This window comes from Pseudomonas sp. AGC41 (genome assembly GCF_057334555.1).
On record NZ_JBHFJB010000041.1, the window covers coordinates 1 to 15519 of the forward strand.

At 61.1% G+C, this 15519-nt stretch carries 16 protein-coding genes; 6 read left to right on the forward strand and 10 right to left on the reverse strand.

The features are described from left to right. Positions 1-89: 89 nt before the first annotated feature. Positions 90-359 carry a YceK/YidQ family lipoprotein gene (locus ACE04F_RS08245; RefSeq protein WP_486105746.1) on the reverse strand — a complete coding sequence of 90 codons (270 nt, stop codon included), beginning with the start codon at positions 357-359 and terminating at the stop codon, positions 90-92. 90 nt (positions 360-449) lie between these two features. After that, complete coding sequence (locus ACE04F_RS08250; RefSeq protein WP_486105748.1) at positions 450-1391, reverse strand: DMT family transporter; 942 nt, start codon at positions 1389-1391, stop codon at positions 450-452. A 74-nt stretch (positions 1392-1465) separates the two neighbouring features. Between ACE04F_RS08250 and ACE04F_RS08255 the strand changes: the two genes are divergently transcribed. Further along, on the forward strand, positions 1466-2320 hold the full coding sequence (locus tag ACE04F_RS08255; RefSeq protein ID WP_486105750.1) for a LysR family transcriptional regulator: 855 nt from the start codon (positions 1466-1468) through the stop codon (positions 2318-2320). A gap of 12 nt (positions 2321-2332) precedes the next feature. On the opposite strand, the gene ACE04F_RS08260 is transcribed toward ACE04F_RS08255, so the two are convergent. Then, entirely contained in the window at positions 2333-2788 is a 456-nt protein-coding gene (locus tag ACE04F_RS08260) for a PACE efflux transporter (RefSeq protein WP_486105752.1), read from the reverse strand. 104 nt (positions 2789-2892) lie between these two features. Between ACE04F_RS08260 and ACE04F_RS08265 the strand changes: the two genes are divergently transcribed. Then, positions 2893-3777, forward strand: a complete 885-nt coding sequence (locus ACE04F_RS08265; protein WP_486105754.1) for a LysR substrate-binding domain-containing protein — start codon at positions 2893-2895, stop codon at positions 3775-3777. A 52-nt stretch (positions 3778-3829) separates the two neighbouring features. Here ACE04F_RS08265 and ACE04F_RS08270 read toward each other — a convergent pair whose 3' ends face one another. Both ACE04F_RS08270 and ACE04F_RS08275 read right to left on the reverse strand, forming a co-directional pair. Further along, the gene (locus ACE04F_RS08270; protein WP_486105756.1) at positions 3830-4075 is read right to left on the reverse strand and encodes a hypothetical protein; all 246 of its coding nucleotides are present in this window, start codon (positions 4073-4075) and stop codon (positions 3830-3832) included. A 144-nt stretch (positions 4076-4219) separates the two neighbouring features. After that, positions 4220-5494 carry an MFS transporter gene (locus ACE04F_RS08275; protein WP_486105758.1) on the reverse strand — a complete coding sequence of 425 codons (1275 nt, stop codon included), beginning with the start codon at positions 5492-5494 and terminating at the stop codon, positions 4220-4222. Between the two features lie 141 nt (positions 5495-5635). Between ACE04F_RS08275 and ACE04F_RS08280 the strand changes: the two genes are divergently transcribed. Then, a complete protein-coding gene (locus ACE04F_RS08280; RefSeq protein WP_486105760.1) occupies positions 5636-6094 on the forward strand; it encodes a winged helix-turn-helix transcriptional regulator in 459 nt (152 codons plus the stop codon). A 12-nt stretch (positions 6095-6106) separates the two neighbouring features. On the opposite strand, the gene ACE04F_RS08285 is transcribed toward ACE04F_RS08280, so the two are convergent. Further along, on the reverse strand, positions 6107-6841 hold the full coding sequence (locus ACE04F_RS08285) for a substrate-binding periplasmic protein (RefSeq protein WP_486105776.1): 735 nt from the start codon (positions 6839-6841) through the stop codon (positions 6107-6109). A 244-nt stretch (positions 6842-7085) separates the two neighbouring features. Between ACE04F_RS08285 and ACE04F_RS08290 the strand changes: the two genes are divergently transcribed. Beyond that, positions 7086-7781 (forward strand): tRNA (adenine(22)-N(1))-methyltransferase, encoded by a 696-nt coding sequence (locus ACE04F_RS08290; RefSeq protein WP_486105762.1) that lies wholly within the window; start codon positions 7086-7088, stop codon positions 7779-7781. Between the two features lie 77 nt (positions 7782-7858). Here the strand turns inward: ACE04F_RS08290 and ACE04F_RS08295 are convergent, their stop codons facing one another. Further along, positions 7859-8560 carry a glutathione S-transferase gene (locus tag ACE04F_RS08295; RefSeq protein ID WP_486105764.1) on the reverse strand — a complete coding sequence of 234 codons (702 nt, stop codon included), beginning with the start codon at positions 8558-8560 and terminating at the stop codon, positions 7859-7861. Positions 8561-8703: 143 nt separating this feature from the next. On the opposite strand from ACE04F_RS08295, the gene ACE04F_RS08300 reads away from it, so the two are divergent. After that, positions 8704-9267 (forward strand): TetR/AcrR family transcriptional regulator, encoded by a 564-nt coding sequence (locus ACE04F_RS08300; RefSeq protein ID WP_486105766.1) that lies wholly within the window; start codon positions 8704-8706, stop codon positions 9265-9267. A gap of 1 nt (position 9268) precedes the next feature. Here ACE04F_RS08300 and ACE04F_RS08305 read toward each other — a convergent pair whose 3' ends face one another. From ACE04F_RS08305 to ACE04F_RS08315, 3 genes are all read right to left on the reverse strand, one after another. Then, a complete protein-coding gene (locus tag ACE04F_RS08305; protein WP_486105768.1) occupies positions 9269-11557 on the reverse strand; it encodes an Orn/Lys/Arg family decarboxylase in 2289 nt (762 codons plus the stop codon). Next, entirely contained in the window at positions 11554-12963 is a 1410-nt protein-coding gene (gene potE / locus ACE04F_RS08310; protein WP_486105770.1) for a putrescine-ornithine antiporter, read from the reverse strand. Before potE ends, ACE04F_RS08305 begins: the two co-directional genes overlap by 4 nt. A gap of 176 nt (positions 12964-13139) precedes the next feature. Further along, positions 13140-14135 carry an aldo/keto reductase gene (locus ACE04F_RS08315; RefSeq protein WP_486105772.1) on the reverse strand — a complete coding sequence of 332 codons (996 nt, stop codon included), beginning with the start codon at positions 14133-14135 and terminating at the stop codon, positions 13140-13142. 114 nt (positions 14136-14249) lie between these two features. Here ACE04F_RS08315 and ACE04F_RS08320 point away from each other — a divergent pair, with 114 nt between their 5' ends. Then, on the forward strand, positions 14250-15173 hold the full coding sequence (locus ACE04F_RS08320; protein WP_486105774.1) for a LysR family transcriptional regulator: 924 nt from the start codon (positions 14250-14252) through the stop codon (positions 15171-15173). Positions 15174-15519 lie beyond the last annotated feature (346 nt).

The window sequence follows — 15519 nt, forward strand, 5'->3', positions numbered from 1 at the left end:
AAGAGGCCTGCACATTCATATCCTCATTGCCTGACACTCCGCCTTCGCGAGCAGGCAAGTATGTGCAGCATCGTCCTTGGAAAGGGAACCTAATCCTCAGCCGGTCTCATATGAAAAATGGTGTAGGGCAGGATCAGCGTATCGGCGACGAAGCTTAGGGGGAGATCGATGACTGCGAACGGCGCCAGTGCGCGTGCGATGGTCGCGTTATCTTCGGTCGTCGCCTTGAGCACCTGGAGGTCGACGGACACACCGCAATAAGGGTGAATACCGCAAAGCTGCCCGGTGCCAAAGGTTTCGTTGGCCGTCGCGCACCCTGTCAGCAGTGTGATGGTCAAAGCAATTCCCACGATGCGCATGGCGGTCCCTCGTTGTTGGTGCGCGACTGTAGCACTGTGATCGGGCTCAAATTGACTTATCCGCCCGACTCAGCGAACTCTTGATGACTCCTACCGATTTTCAGTCCGTCGCATCTGCCGGCTTTCTTCACGCACCACCAGCCAGATCCCGATGGCGGACACCGCCATCCCCAGTGCCATCTGCCATGAAAGCGGTTCGTCGAACATCGCCCAGGCCCACAGCATCGTGATCGGTGGGCTCAGGTACAGGACGCTGGCAACGCGGGTGGTGGATGCCCGGCGCAGACACAGCCAATAGAGCCCGTAACCGCCCATGGTCGACAAACCTGCCGTCCACAGCACACTCAGCGCAAACCCGGTACTCGGTATCGGCGCCAGGCTGCCTTGCGTGCCCTCGATCACGGCGAATGCCAGGCCAGAGACACAGCATTGCAGCCAGAGGTTGGGCAGCAGGCCGAGCGATTGCGCGGCAGGCAGCCGCTTTTGCCAGAGGGTCGCGATAGCCAGCGAAAACATTCCCAGCAATGGCAGCCCGTACGCCCACAGTGGCGCGTGGCCCCAAGCCAGCGCGCCGTGGGTGCCGAGTGCAACGCCGATCAGGCCGACGATCAATCCGGCCCAGACGCGCGGCGCCAAGCGCTGGCCCAGTGCCCCAGCGGCCAGCATCGCCAGGCCTATCGGCAGCAGATCGGCGAACAGTGCCGCCAGCCCGGCCGGTACGCCCAAGGCGATGCCCTGGGTGATACCAGCCAGGTACCCAGCCATCGCGAGCAGGCCGATGCCGGCGTTTTTCAACAAAGTGACCCGCGAGGCTCGCCGCAACTGCCCGATGACAAAAGGAAACAGCACCAGTGTGACTACCAGGCAGCGCCAGAACACCACCAGCAATGGCGGCGCGTAATCAATGGAGAATCGCGCACCGACAAACCCGGAGCTCCAGGCCAGAAGCAGGGCGGCCTCCAGCAAAGGCAAGGGGATCAGCCAATAGACGCTGGACGGCAAAGGGCAGGTGATCGATTTGGGCAGGTTCATGGTCACAGGCTACGAAAGCAGCCTAATCTAATAAATCAAAATATCTTGCAGCAGTCGTTCAGGAAATTTGAATCATGACCGCCATATTGGATATCGAGCTGATACGGACCTTTCACGCCGTTGCGCGAATCGGCAAGTTCAGCGCCGCAGCCGAGCAACTGCACAAAAGCCCGGCGGCGGTGAGCGTGCACATCCAGCGATTGGAAGCGGTCGCTGGCGGCCGTTTGCTGAACCGCGACAATCAGGCGGTATCCCTGACCGCGCTGGGCAAACGCTTGCTGCTTTCCACCACCGAGTTGCTCACCACCCACGATCGGGTGCTGGCCGACCTGCACGGCACGCGGCTGGCGGGTCGCATCACGTTAGGCGTGCCGGACGAATACGCCGACCACGTTATCCGCGACATCCTGCCGACATTCACGGCTGCCTGGCCTAACGTGATCCTCGATCTCAGGACGGCCCCCAGTTATGCCCTGCGTGAGCAGGTGCAGCGCGGGAAACTGCAGGCTGCCGTGCTCGCCCAGCCGATGGATCAGCCAGGGCCGGAGGCTGAGGTATTGACCATCACTACGCCGGTCTGGGTTGGCGCGATTCACGCGACGGCCAGCGCGATGGAGCCGCTCGCGCTGGCTGTGCACGCGGCGCAGTGCCCCTATCGACAAGCCATGATGCAGGCGCTCAGGGACAGCGGCCACAGGCTGCGCGTCGTTCTGGAAAGCCCGTCCAACCAGGCCGTCAAGGCTTGTGTGGAGGCCGGTTTGGCGATCAGCCTGATCGATCGTGCCCGGGTGACCGAGCACATGCGGATCCTCGACGGCCTGCCAGTGATTGCCGACCATGCAGTGGTGTTCATGCGCTCCCAGGCGTCACGCGGCGATGAAGCGGTAGACCTGCTTGGCCAGGCCATGCAGCAGCGTTTTCGCCTGTAGCGGTGGTCTGCTTCAGATGGCGTTGGCCTTGCAAGTCGAGGCCTGGTCGGGTTGCGCCGACAGCGGAACATCAAACACCCGGTCGAATGCCCACTGGAAAACCAGGGCGTAGAAAAAGAAAAACACAAAGAGCCCCAGGTTTGTCGCCAATGCCTGCCACAGGCTGATGTCCAGCCACGCGGCAATCACTGGCGTGAGGATCAACGTCAGGCCGCCTTCGAATCCCAGCGAATGCCACAGGCGCCGCCGCCAGTTGCGCTGGCGATTGTCCTGGCGCCGCTCCCAGGCTTCGAACAAACCATTGAACAGCATGTTCCAGGCCAGCGCGACGAAAGAAATCAGCAACGACAGCAGGGCTGAATAACCCATGCCTTGCTGGTAGATCAGCGCCAGTGCCGGAGCCACGAACAGCACGCCGCCGGCTTCGTAAAGGATGGCTTGAAGGATTTTTCGAGGTGTGCCTTGCATCGGTGGTCTCCTGGAAACGGGGCAAGACCACAGGCTGGCGAATTGAGCGGCGGCGCACAATTGAGCTAAATTGAGCCTCGCTCAACCTGAGTAATGCTGCCGCCATGTTTGCCAGACAACCCCTGACCGCCCTGCGCGGGTTCGAGTCCGCCGCACGGTTGGGCAGCTTCAAGGCGGCCGCCCAGGAGCTGAATATCAGCGCCGCGGCGATCTCTCATCAGGTCAAGAGCCTCGAAGCGTTTCTAGGCGTGCGGCTGTTCGAACGCTCCAGCCAGAGCGTCCGCCTGAGCCCCGATGGCGAGCGGCTCTATCCGCATATCCACCGGGCCTTGCTGGAGATCCAGCACGGCTTGCAGACATTGTCGCCGCCTTGTGTCGCGCAATCACTGGTGGTGAGCACGACGCCGGCCTTCGCCAGTCTGTGGCTGATCCCGCGGCTCGGTGATTTTTATCGAACGCACCCGGACATCAGCATCCGACTGCACAGCAGCAATGACGTTGTCGACTTGCAGCGTGATGCCAGCGTCGACCTGGCGATCCGTGCCGTGTTTACCTCGGATCCGCATCTGTTCGAGCAGCCCTTGCTGGATGAGTTTTTTGGTGCCTATTGCCATCCTGGCTGGCCGCCGCCCGCAACGGGGGCACCCGTCGAGTTGATCGACGTGCCGTGGCTTGGCAGCTCCGATGTCGCGGTCGATTGGAAGACCTGGTGTGCCCGGGCTGGTACCTCGAGCTGGCTGGATAATGCTCGCGTGCGAGGCTATGACGAAGAGCAACACGCGCTGCAGGCAGCGATCGTCGGACACGGCTTGGTTCTGGCCAGCCAGGTCCTGGTTGCCGATGCGGTTGCCCGAGGGCAGTTGGTGTCTTATCGGCCAGAGGTTCGCCTGGCGGGTGCGCGCTATACGCTGGTGTGCGTACCGGGACGGGAGCGGCAGCCAGCGGTACGAGCCTTCACTGAATGGTTGCTGGGGCAGGGCGCCTGCTGAAACAAGGCGTCAAGCGGCTGGGCATCGAAAACCCATGGGCGCGGGAATAAGGTCAAGGCTGCCCCTGGATTTTGGTCGAGACGAGACTCTCGTAACTTTCCGGGCGCGGCGCCTCGGTGAAAATCACGTTGGAACGTTCGCTGCGGCACTTGAATTTCACGCCCTTGCGCGGCGTCATCTCCCGGGTCGTCTCCAAGCAGATCTGCCTTGAAGCATAGGTCGGCCCCGGTTTGCGTTCTTCAACGCAGCCCTCGAAGCCACTGCAAATGGTCATAACGACAAAATATACGGTCATCATCCTTGTATTGCTCCGCTGGGCGATGCGATTGGTTACCTCTGCACCAGCTCTGCTCGGCTGAACAGGCAGGGCTGATGAGGCGGATGATGAGCGCTTCATCGAACCTTCAGCAATGGCACGCCAGTGCCATTTGTCGGAATATTGTCACTTTTTTAGATGTTTTAATAATCTCTGTTTTTGTCGCCAATATATTGGCGAAAAGGCCGCTGTCGATAGTTTTTTACTGCGGTTGAAAAGGTTGGCCCCGCGCTGAGAAACCCATGAAACCAGCGCTGTGAGGCTGATCGAGGCGCCCAGCAAACTCACCGCCTGCCAGCCCCACAACGCGTATACCTGCGTGGCTGCTGCCGCCCCCAGCGCGCTGCCGATCGAGTAGCAACACATGTACGCGCCGACCATTCGGCTCTGCGCATCGGGCCGTGCAGCGAACAGAAAGCTCTGGTTGGTGACATGCACCGCCTGCACGGCAAAATCGAGCAGGATCACCCCCACGACCAGCGCGATCAACGACGACTCGGCAAAAGCAATGGGCAACCAGGAGAGCGCCAGCAGCCCCAGGGAAAGCCCGGTGACGCGTTGCCCCCAGCCTCGGTCCGCCCAGCGGCCGGCCCTCCTGGCGGCAAGCGCCCCGGCAACGCCGGCCAGACCGAACAGGCCGATGGCGGTGTGTGAAAGCGCCAGCGGCGCGGCACTGAGGGGCAATACCATGGCGGTCCATAGCACGGAAAAAGCCGCGAAGATCAGCAGGGCGAACAGGCCTCTGCTGCGCAAGACCGGTTCCGTCAGGAACAGTTTGAACAGCGATCGAATGAGCGCTGGGTAGGTATGCTGGTTACGTAGCGGTTTGGCGGGTGGAGCTATTTTCCATAACACCGCCGCGATCGTCAGCATCAGTCCTGACGAAACGAAATAAACCGCACGCCAGCCCGCCAGGTCGGCGATCAGCCCTGAAGTGAACCGGGCCATGAGAATGCCCAGCACAATCGCGCTGGTCAGGCTCCCCACGGCCTGCCCGCGTTGGGCCGGTGGAGACAGCAGTGCGGCATAGGCGACCAGCACCTGCACGACCACTGCCATCAAGCCCGTCAGGCTCATGGCTGCCAACAGGACCAGCCAGTGCCGGGAAGCACCGACGGCCGCCAGCGCCAGCACCGATAACGTCACGAGCGTCAGGATCAGTCGCCTGCTGTCGACCTTGTCGCCCAACGGCACGATGAACAGCAGCCCTAGCGCGTATCCAGCCTGAGTGGCCGTCACCACGATGCCGATCGATCCGGACGTCACGCCGAGGCTGTGGGCCATGGAGGCAAGTAATGGCTGGGCAAAGTAAACGTTGGCGACGGCCAGCGCGCACGTCACCGAAAACAATAACGTGAGCGTTTTTGACAGGCCTCTGTTCAAGGCGATGTGCGCGGTCATTCTCTCCTCCGGGGAGTGTTCTGGTTTCAATTAAAAACCTGTTTGTGATTTTTGCTTGATTGGGTTTTAAATTGCAACCACTCGGGCGAAACTGACCGACGAGAAAGCGGCGTACCGTAGCTTGTCCGAAGGGAAAACAAGATGGTTGAGAACGATGTGTCGCATAACCGCGAATGCCCCGTGGCGCGCACGCTGGAAGTCATCGGCGACCGCTGGTCGCTGATGATCATCCGCGACGCCTTCGATGGGCTTCGCCGCTTCAGCGAGTTTCAAAAGAACCTGGGCGTGGCCAAGAACATCCTGGCATCGCGGCTCAAGGCCTTGGTCGAAGTCGGCGTGTTCGATCTGCGGCCCGCCGCGAATGGAAGTGCCTACAAGGAATATGTCCTGACGGAAAAAGGCCAGGCGGTTTTTCCGCTGGTGGTCAGCCTGAGGCAGTGGGGCGAAAGGTTCCTGTTCTCCCCGCAGGAAACAAGGTCGCTGTTGGTAGACAACGAGTCAGGGCAGCCGCTGATGCCGATGGAGGTTCGTTCATCGAGCGGCCGGAAACTCGAACCGTGGGATTGTCACCGGGTCAGGCGGGTTGCCGGCGCGTCGTGAAGCCGTTGTGCTTCAGCGTTCGGCAGGTTGCTCGTAGCGTTGCTGGATGCGTGCCAGTTCACCGGAGCGGCGCAGCTGTTCAAGCGCGCTGGCCCACTTGGCAATCACCTGCTCGTCGCTGTCGACGCTGAAGGCGATGTACAGCGAGGAGCGGTAGAGTTCGATGGGAATCCTGCGCAGTGTCCCGGCGGGTATTTTCAACTGGCGGCTGTAATACGCCACCCCCGCATCGGTATCGCCAACGATGATATTCGTCCGTCCTGCCAGCAACATGCGGTAGAGCAGCTTGCTCTCGGTGGCGCTCTTGTCCAGGTTGTTGAAACCCAGCGATTTCAGCATCTGGGGCACCAGACCGGCATGGCGAGTGGTGACTTGCGGGGCGCGCAGCAGTTGTTCCAGCGAAGTGATCGGCGGCGCGTCAGCCAATTGATAGGCGTGGATGGATTCTTCGACGATCGGCCCGACCCACTTGTACAACGATTCGCGCTCCGGCGTGCGGAACAGTGAGTACATGATGGTCTTGGGCCGCGTCCGCAATATTTGCGTGGCCCGCATGCTGGGCTGCAGCACTACCTCGAAATCATCCCCGGTCTGCGCCATGATGGCTCGGACGATTTCCGTGGTCATACCGGTGAGCTGTCCGTTTTGCACGTAGTTGTAAGGTGCCCATTCCTCGGTCACGACCTGATATGGCTCGGCTGCGGCCCCTGAACCGAGCAACAGACAGAGCAGTGCGGCGGCAGGCATCGAATACTTCACATGTTCTCCTGATAGGGCGGTTCACTGTTGCTGAGCGAACCCAATACAAGCATAGACCCAAAGACGTGGCTGACGTCGACTGCGCCTCTGTTATGAGAACGATCCCTCAGTTGCGTGCTGTGCTGGGCCGCCCGCGCGAGGGTTTACCAGCCTTATTGCATCCTTCGCTGGTACAGTGCGGCGCTTGGTCGTGGCTACAGAAGCCGGGCCTGGCGAAAATAGGATTGGAAGTTTGAACGAGCAGACATTGTCCATGCGCCTGGAGCGCGTGGCAGCGCATGTGCCGGCGGGTGCGCGGCTGGCCGATATCGGTTCCGATCACGGCTACCTGCCGGTGGCATTGCTCCGTCGTGGCATGATCACCGCAGCGGTAGCCGGGGAGGTGGCGTTGACGCCGTTCCGCTCGGCCGAACGCACGGTGCGCGAAAGCGGGCTGGAACAAACCATTGCCGTGCGCCTGGCCAGCGGCTTGGCGGCGATCGAACCCGGCGACGGCATAACGGCGATCAGCCTGTGCGGCATGGGGGGCGAGACGATTCGCGACATTCTCGAGGCCGGCAAGTCCCGCCTGAGCGGCCGGGAACGGCTGATCCTGCAGCCTAACGGCGGCGAGCAGCCACTGCGCCAATGGTTGATGACCCACGATTACCGCATCTTGTGGGAGGAAATGTTGCGGGAGAACCGCTTCTACTACGAAATCATCGTCGCCGAGCGCGATGGGCCGGTGACGTACAGCGCCGAGGAACTGTACTTCGGCCCGCTGCAGATGCAGGCCCGCAGCCCGGTATTCCTGGCCAAGTGGCAGCGCATGCTGCGGTTGAAGCACAAGACCCTGGCTAACCTGACTCGGGCGCAACAGGGCGTGGCGCAGGAGAAAGTGCAGGAAATCGCGCGGCAGATCCGCTGGATCAGCGAACTGTTGGCGTGAGCCGCTCGAGTTGTTGCACGGCTGGCTGACAAAGCGCATCCGCCGCCGTTGTATCGAATGGCGGATGCGCTTTTACTTCAACGTTGCGCTGCGCCGCCCTCGACCATTGCTCGCCACTGCTGGACGCTGGGTCTGGCCTGCATCTTCGCATGCCATGCCAGCAACGCCTGGCATTCCTCGGGCACTGGCAACTTGACCAGCGAGGCGAAGATCATCCCGCCCAATACCGCGATGTCAGCCATGGAAAAACGCTCGCCTGCAACAAAAGGACGTTGGCTCAGCAGGTCGTTGAAATAACGCATGCCCCTGACCGCCTTGTCGCGCATCCGCATGCCCCATTCAGCGTTCTGGTACAACTCGACCTCTGGGCCGAGGCCCGGCGTCGCGTGATGGAAGTACACGCTGACCGCATCCAGAAATTCTATTTCGGCGCGTTTGGTCATCATGTGGATCAGGCCTTTTTCCAGAGGCGTTTCACCGGTCAGGGCAGGGGCGCCAACCAAGGCGTCCAGGTACTGCGTGATTGCCGTGCACTCGGCGATGAGCGTGCCGTCTTCCAGCTCCAATACCGGCAGCGTTCCCGAATAATTGATCGCGAGGAACTCCGGCTTCTTGTGTTCGCCCGTCCATAGATTGACCGAGACGAATTCGGTTTTCGAGAGTAGACCTTTCTCGGCCAGGGCGATGCGTACTCGCGCCGGGTACGGCCCGTCGAACCAGTCATGGATTTTCAATATTTGAAGCTTGGAAACGTCGTGATGGGAATGAGTGAGCGTCATGATCAAGTTTACCTGCCTGTCAATTGGTAGGTAAAAGACTGGGCGGCAATTCTCGGACTGTCAACCCCTACCTGTCACTTGGCAGGTAAAACGACCGCGGGTACAATCAGCCCAATTTCAGCCATTCAAACGAGGAGCGGGACGTGAGCGAAAACGCTCGGGAAGCCATCCTGGCAGCCGCTAAAAGCGCTGCGCAGACCCATGGCTACAGCGGAATCAACTTTCGAAGCATTGCCGAAGCGGTGGGGATCAAGAACGCGAGTATCTACTACCACTTCCCCAGCAAGGCCGATCTGGGCGCGGCGGTAGCCGAACGCTACTGGCAGGACGCGGCCGCAGTTCTGAAGACGAACCGTGAGGAGAACCCCGACCCCCATGGTTGCTTGCGGCTGTACCCGTCGATCTTTCGCAAGTCACTGGAAGACGGCAATCGACTCTGCCTGTCCAGCTTCATGGCAGCCGAACACGAGGCTTTGCCCGAGCCGGTGAAGCGCGAGGTCAAGGCGTTCGCCGACGCCAACGTGGCGTGGCTGGCCGAGGTGCTGGCAGCCGCCGGCACGGGCAGCGTGGAAAAGTGTGAACGCCGCGCCCTGGCCATTTATACCGCTGTCGCCGGTGCCCAGTTGATTGCCCGGACGCGGGTCGACATCGGCCTGTTCGACGAGCTGATCCTCAGCTACCAGGAAGCCGGACTGATCCCGGCTTGAGCTACTGTTTCAGCACCAGCAATCGATAAGTGCCCGCTTCGCTTTCAATTCCATGGGTGTCATGGGTGAACCCGGGGAACGATCGGTCAAAGCTTTCCAGCGCCTTGAGGTAGGTCAGCACCGGTCCTTCTGACGGCCCTGCATTTTCTCCCGGCATCAGCAAGGGAATCCCTGGTGGATACGGCACGATACCCGTCGCGGCGATGCGTCCGGCCGCTTCTTCGAGGGTGACTTGCTCGATCTCGTTCTTGACCAGTTTCTCGTACGCCTCCACCGGGCTGAAGTGCGCCTGAGGCAGTGTGCCGAACGCCTGAGCCATGGCGGCAGTGGTCCTGGTTTGTTTCATGGCGGCGAAAATTTCTTCGGCGAGGTCCTTGAGACCCATGCCGGAATAACGTTGCTGGTTGGCGCTCAACAGGTCGGGCAGACAGAGTTCCAGTTCCAGGTTGGCGTCGTAGTCGCGCTTGAAGTCGAGCAGCGCGTTGACCAGGGTGCCCCACTTGCCCTTGGTGATGCCGATGGAAAACAGAAACAGGATGGTGAAGTCGGTAGTTTTTTCCACCACGATGCCTTGCGTACCCAGGTAGGCACTGAGCACACACGCCGGAATACCGAAGTCCAGCAGGTTGCCGTCGTCGCCCATTCCGGGGCTGAGGATCGAGACCTTGATCGGGTCGAGCATGCAGTAGCCGTCTTCAATGTCACCGAAGCCGTGCCAGACCTCATTGGGATGCAGGACCCAGCAGCCTGGATCGACCTTGAGCCTGGCCGGATCGGCTTCGTGGAACGCAATCGACACCCCGTCGACCTGCACTGACGGCGGCTGCCAGCAGGAAAAGAACCAGTCGTCATGGCTGCGTATCTCGTTCTGCATATGCGAGATGACCTGGCGGAAAGCGATGGCTTCCTCGATCGCCTCGCTGGTCAGAATCTGCCCGCTGGGCGCCTCCATCATCGCCGAGCTGACGTCGCAGGAGGCCATGATTGCGTAATTTGGCGAAGTCGAGGCGTGCATCATGTACGACTCGTTGAAGCGCCCGTGGGGGATCGGATTGCGGCCGTTGCGCACATGGATCATCGACGCCTGGGACAGGGCCGCCAACAGCTTATGCGTGGACTGGGTGGCGAACACGGTCGGTTTCGACGGGTCGTGATCGTCCGGACTGCCGTGCATCGCAAAGCGGTCCTTGTACAGCGGATTGAAACGCGCGTAGCCGTACCAGGCTTCGTCGAAATGCAAGCGGTCGACGCTTTGCCCCAACAACTCCTCGACGCGAGTGACGTTGTAGGTCAGGCCATCGTAGGTGGAGTTGGTGATGATCGCGTGCACTGGCGTCGGGTCGATATGACTCTTGACCAGCGGGTTGCTCGCGATGGCGGCCTTCACGCCTTCAGCGCTCAGGGTCTGCGGCAGGATCGGGCCGATGATGCCGAAGCGGTTGCGGGTCGGCACCAGGTAGGTCGGAATGGCCCCGGAGAGGGTCATCGCATGCTCGGCGGATTTGTGGCAGTTGCGGTCGCACAACGCGATCTGGTCACGGGTCACACTGGCCATCAGGATGACGCGGTTGGACATCGATGAGCCGTTGGTGACGTAATAGGTGCGATGGGCGCCGAACACTTTGGCGGCATAACGCTCGCCCTGTCCGATGGGGCCGCTGTGGTCGAGCAGGGAGCCTAGCTCGCCGACGGAAATCGACAGGTCCGAGCGCAGCAGGTTCTCCCCGAAAAATTCATAGAATGCCCGGCCGGCTGTGCTTTTCAAGAACGCCGTGCCGCCCGCATGGCCCGGCGTGTGCCAGGAATATTCGTAGCTGCGCGCGAATTTCAGCAGAGCGCCGAACATCGGTGGCAGCACCGCCTGGCGATAGCGCTCGATGGCCGCGAGTATTCGTCCACTAAGGAAACGGCTGGTATCTTCAGGCAACCAGATGAAGTCGTCGGCATGTTGCATGACGATCAACGGCACGTTGGACGCCGTGCTGCGATCACTGATCAGGAACACCGGCACGCGGGTGTTGCGCTCGCGTAGCGCGGTGAGCAGGTCGATGCATTCGCGGTGGTCGTCGCTGGTGTCGATTTCCCAACTGAGCAGTACGCATTGGATGGCCGGGTCGGAACTCAGGATCGACTTGGCATCACTCAGGGTTTCGGAGGTCAGCACGCTGACGGCGCGGTCCTCCACGTCGCTGATCAGCTGGATCAGGGCACGGCCGAATACGCTGCGTTTGTCGGGCGCATTGGAGACCAGCAAGGCTAGCATCCCCAACAGATTTCGATGTTCCGTCATGGCAAGGGCTCCAGGTTAGCTGCCTTCAGGTGGTTGACGGGAATGGGCTCGCCAACGATGTGCTGCGCCGCGACGGTCTGGGTCGGTACGCTGTTGTTCATGGCCTCCAGGCGGATCAGGCGGGTGTTGACGAAACCGAACAGCGTATAGCCGAAGATCACCGCAACGCCGCCGAGCATCAAGGCTTGTTCGCCCGAGCTGTAGAGGGCCAGGTAGCTGTATGCCGCGGCGATGCCCGCGACGATATTGGTGACCAGGGCTTTGTTCGCCGGGACATTCGAAACCTTTTGCAGGGTCACCAGTGTCGCCATGGAGAGAATGTAGGGCACCAGGTTGGTCACCACGGCGAGGTTCACCAGCGTATCGAACTGCTTGGCCAGGTCCGGGCTGATGGTCAGCAGCGCCATGGCTGTCTGCATCGCTAGCAGAATCAGCATGCTGATGATCGGCACGCCATGTTTGTTGGCCTTGGCGAAGATCGGCAGGAAGTAACCGGTGTCCGCCGAACTCTTGAAAACCTGGGCGACGGTGAATTGCCAGCCGAGCAACGAGCCGATGCAGGCCAGCACCATCAGGCCCATGACGATGTCACCCACCAACGGCGTGAACATCTTGGCGAACACCAGGCCGAACGGTGCGGTGGAGGAGACCAGCTCGGCGTTGTCGACGATACCGGCGATGACGTTGGTGGAAACGATGTAGATCACCGCGGCGCCGAGCGTTCCGCCGAGGACCGCGATCGGCACGTTTTTCTCGGGATTTTCCACCGCGTCACCGTTGGCGCAGGCCGATTCGAGCCCGAGAAATGCCCAGAGCGTGATCGCCACTGAAGCGCCTGCCGCTTCGTACCAGGTCTTGTCGTGAGGGTTCCAGCCGGCGGCATAAATGCTGCTGTCGAACCAGAACCAACCGACCGTGGAAACCAGCACCACCGGGGCGATGACTCCCCACACCGTCACGGCGCCGATCTTGCCGGTGATGCTTGCGCCACCGAAATTGGCGAAGGTGGTCAGCCACAACAAAGCAATGGTCGCCAGGCCGACTTGCAGCGAATCCAGCTTGATCTCGAACAGCGTCTGGATATAGCCGACCGCAGTAATGCTGATCGCCACGTTGGCAATCAACAGTGAAAGGCCGTAGGTGTAGTTGGTGATGTAGTTACCGGATTTGCCGAAGGTATATTCGGCGTAACCGCCCATGCCGCCGGTCTTGCGGCTGAGCATGCCGCAGCGGGCGAACGCGTAGGCCAATGCCAGCGAGCCCGTGGCGGTGATCAGCCAGGACAGGATGGAGATGCCGCCGACTTCGGCGAGTTTGGTCGGCAACAATATGATGCCGGACCCCAGCATGTTGACGGCGGTCAGCATGGTCAGCTGGCTCACACTCATCTTCTTGGCGACTGACATTCCCTTGCCTCACATGGATGAAGTGAAGGGCTTAAGCTATAGCAGAGGATTTGCAGTAAGCCAGAATATCGCAGCGGGATTTGGCGCCGCTGGTCAGGAATCGGATCGAAAACGTGCCGGGGTGGCACGGGGGACGAATGTCCCCGGTGCCGTTGCTGGTAAAAAGCCCGGCCTGATCAGCCGTCGAGCAAGGTCATCACCTCGGCGCTGTAGCGTTCGCCGGCCACCGCGCCTCGGGCGCCGAAAATCGCATCCAGCTGAGCCAGCTCCTCGGCGCTCAGGAACACGCTGGCGGCAGCAACGTTGCTTTCCAGGTACTTGCGCTGCTTGGTGCCCGGGATCGGGATCACATTGCTGCCCTGGGCCAGCACCCAGCCCAAGGCCAGTTGCGAGGCGCTGATCTGCTTTTGCTCAGCCAACGCCTTGACTCGTTCGACCAAGGCCAGGTTGCGCTGGAAATTGTCCGCCAGGAAACGCGGGTTGAAGCGGCGGTAGTCGTCTTCGGCAAAGTCGTCCGGGGTCTTCAGTTCGCCCGTCAGGAAGCCGCGTCCCAAGGGGCTGTAGGCGACAAAAGCGATGCCCAGGCGCCGGCAGGTGTCGAGCACGCCGTTGTGTCCCGGCTCCCTGGACCACAGCGAGTATTCGCTTTGCACCGCTGCCAACGGATGCACGGCATGGGCCCGCTGGATCGTCTCGGCACTGGCCTCCGAAATCCCGATGTGGCGGACCTTGCCGGCTTTGACCAGCTCGGCCATGGCGCCGATGGTTTCTTCGACGGGCACCTGTGGGTCGATGCGATGCTGATAGTAGAGGTCGAGGTAATCGGTACCCAGGCGCTTGAGGCTGCCATCGATCGACTGTCGGACGTATTCGGGGTGACCATTGACGCCCCGGGCATGCGGATCATCACTGCGCACCAGGCCGAACTTGCTCGCCAGGTAGATGCCTTCACGCTTGCCGCGCAAGGCGCGTCCGAGCAGTTCTTCGTTGGTGTGCGGCCCGTACATGTCGGCCGTGTCGAACAGGGTCACGCCCAGCTCAACGGCGCGGTGGAGCGTGGCGATGGATTCGCGCTCGTCGGTGCCCGTGGTGTAGAAATCCGACATGCCCATGCAGCCCAGGCCGATGGCGCTGACGTGTGGACCCTGATGGCCAAGTTGGCGAGTGATCATGAGGTTGTTTCCTTTGCGTTGAAGTGACGCGATTAGTCTGCGTAAAACGGTTTTCTGGATAAAGTCGCTGTTTTTGGTTTAACTATTCGTGATTTCCGAATAGTGAGCAGAAGCATGGATCGATTTCAGGCAATGCAGGTGTTCCGGCGCATCGTCGAACTGGGCGGTTTCGGCAAGGCGGCCGACGATCTGGGTTTGCCCCGGGCTACCGTCAGCCTGTTGATCCAGCAGCTGGAAGCGCATCTGGGGGTGCAACTGCTACAGCGCACCACGCGGCAGGTGCGCGCAACCCTGGATGGCGAAGCCTATTACCAGCGCTGCAGCCAGTTGCTCGATGAACTGGATGACCTGGAAACCTCGCTGTCGGCGCAACGCAGCCAGCCTCGCGGCACCCTGCGCGTGGACATGCCCATCGCCTTCGGCTGCACTTGGATCGTGCCGAACCTGGCGGACTTCTATCGGCGCTATCCGCAGTTGAAACTGGACCTGGGTTTCCATGACCGGCTGGTTCACCTGCAGCGCGAAGGGGTGGATTGCGCCATCCGGGCCGGCGCCATCAGCGACCAGGCGCTGGTGGCGCGACCGATCGTGCGGTTGTGCCAAGTGACTTGCGCCAGCCCTGGCTACCTGGCTCGCGCGGGCACGCCCGTGGCGCTGGAGGATCTGGCAGAGCACCGTGCCATTGGTTTCGCGTCCGGTAACGGTCGCTTTTTCCCGTTCGAATTCGAAGTGGCAGGGCAGGTGCGCGAATTGCAGATGTCATCCGAGCTGACCGTCAACAACGCCGACGGCTACGTGACGGCATGCGAGGCGGGTTTTGGCCTGATCCAGGCGCCGCGTTACCACGTGCAACGGCAATTGGCGGAAGGACGGTTGATCGAAGTGCTGAGCAATCATCCTGTGCCGTCATGGCCGATTTCAGTGGTCTACCCACCTCATCGACAGCTGTCGCCGAGGGTGAGGGTGTTCATCGATTGGCTGATCGAGTTGCTGCATGGCGCGGCGGATGCGGACGAGGCCCTGATGGTGCGGGTTTAACCCGAACCATCCTGAACATCAGTATCCGTGGCGAGGGAGTCCCCGCCGCGTCGCCGACGCTGCGCTGTCGCGCAGCAAACAAGTGTTCGGCTTAATATTGGGTGCGCGCGGGGACAGAGGCCGTAGCTATCACTGGTGTGTGCGCACCCGCGAGGGAGAGTGGCCGGCACGGTATCGGCGTGGAGTCGTTGTAGGCACAGCAAGCTGTGACCACGTATGAGAGAGTGAATCCGTTCGACACCGTGTGCCCCGCGCGCCGTTCAATCCTGCGAGGAATTGTCATGGCGCGCAAGAAGCAGCAGAAACGATTTGAAGTCGTTCACCCTCATTGTGCCGGTATCGATAT

Excerpts from the sequence above, each read along its gene's own strand:
- ACE04F_RS08320 (WP_486105774.1), top strand. The coding sequence starts at position 14,250 with ATGGATCGATTTCAGGCAATGCAGGTGTTCCGGCGCATCGTCGAACTG.
- ACE04F_RS08285 (WP_486105776.1), bottom strand. The coding sequence starts at position 6,841 with ATGCCTGCCGCCGCACTGCTCTGTCTGTTGCTCGGTTCAGGGGCCGCA.
- ACE04F_RS08245 (WP_486105746.1), bottom strand. The coding sequence starts at position 359 with ATGCGCATCGTGGGAATTGCTTTGACCATCACACTGCTGACAGGGTGC.
- ACE04F_RS08305 (WP_486105768.1), bottom strand. The coding sequence starts at position 11,557 with ATGACGGAACATCGAAATCTGTTGGGGATGCTAGCCTTGCTGGTCTCC.
- ACE04F_RS08295 (WP_486105764.1), bottom strand. The coding sequence starts at position 8,560 with ATGACGCTCACTCATTCCCATCACGACGTTTCCAAGCTTCAAATATTG.
- ACE04F_RS08275 (WP_486105758.1), bottom strand. The coding sequence starts at position 5,494 with ATGACCGCGCACATCGCCTTGAACAGAGGCCTGTCAAAAACGCTCACG.
- ACE04F_RS08255 (WP_486105750.1), top strand. The coding sequence starts at position 1,466 with ATGACCGCCATATTGGATATCGAGCTGATACGGACCTTTCACGCCGTT.
- ACE04F_RS08250 (WP_486105748.1), bottom strand. The coding sequence starts at position 1,391 with ATGAACCTGCCCAAATCGATCACCTGCCCTTTGCCGTCCAGCGTCTAT.
- ACE04F_RS08265 (WP_486105754.1), top strand. The coding sequence starts at position 2,893 with ATGTTTGCCAGACAACCCCTGACCGCCCTGCGCGGGTTCGAGTCCGCC.
- ACE04F_RS08260 (WP_486105752.1), bottom strand. The coding sequence starts at position 2,788 with ATGCAAGGCACACCTCGAAAAATCCTTCAAGCCATCCTTTACGAAGCC.
- ACE04F_RS08315 (WP_486105772.1), bottom strand. The coding sequence starts at position 14,135 with ATGATCACTCGCCAACTTGGCCATCAGGGTCCACACGTCAGCGCCATC.
- ACE04F_RS08270 (WP_486105756.1), bottom strand. The coding sequence starts at position 4,075 with ATGATGACCGTATATTTTGTCGTTATGACCATTTGCAGTGGCTTCGAG.
- potE (WP_486105770.1), bottom strand. The coding sequence starts at position 12,963 with ATGTCAGTCGCCAAGAAGATGAGTGTGAGCCAGCTGACCATGCTGACC.
- ACE04F_RS08280 (WP_486105760.1), top strand. The coding sequence starts at position 5,636 with ATGGTTGAGAACGATGTGTCGCATAACCGCGAATGCCCCGTGGCGCGC.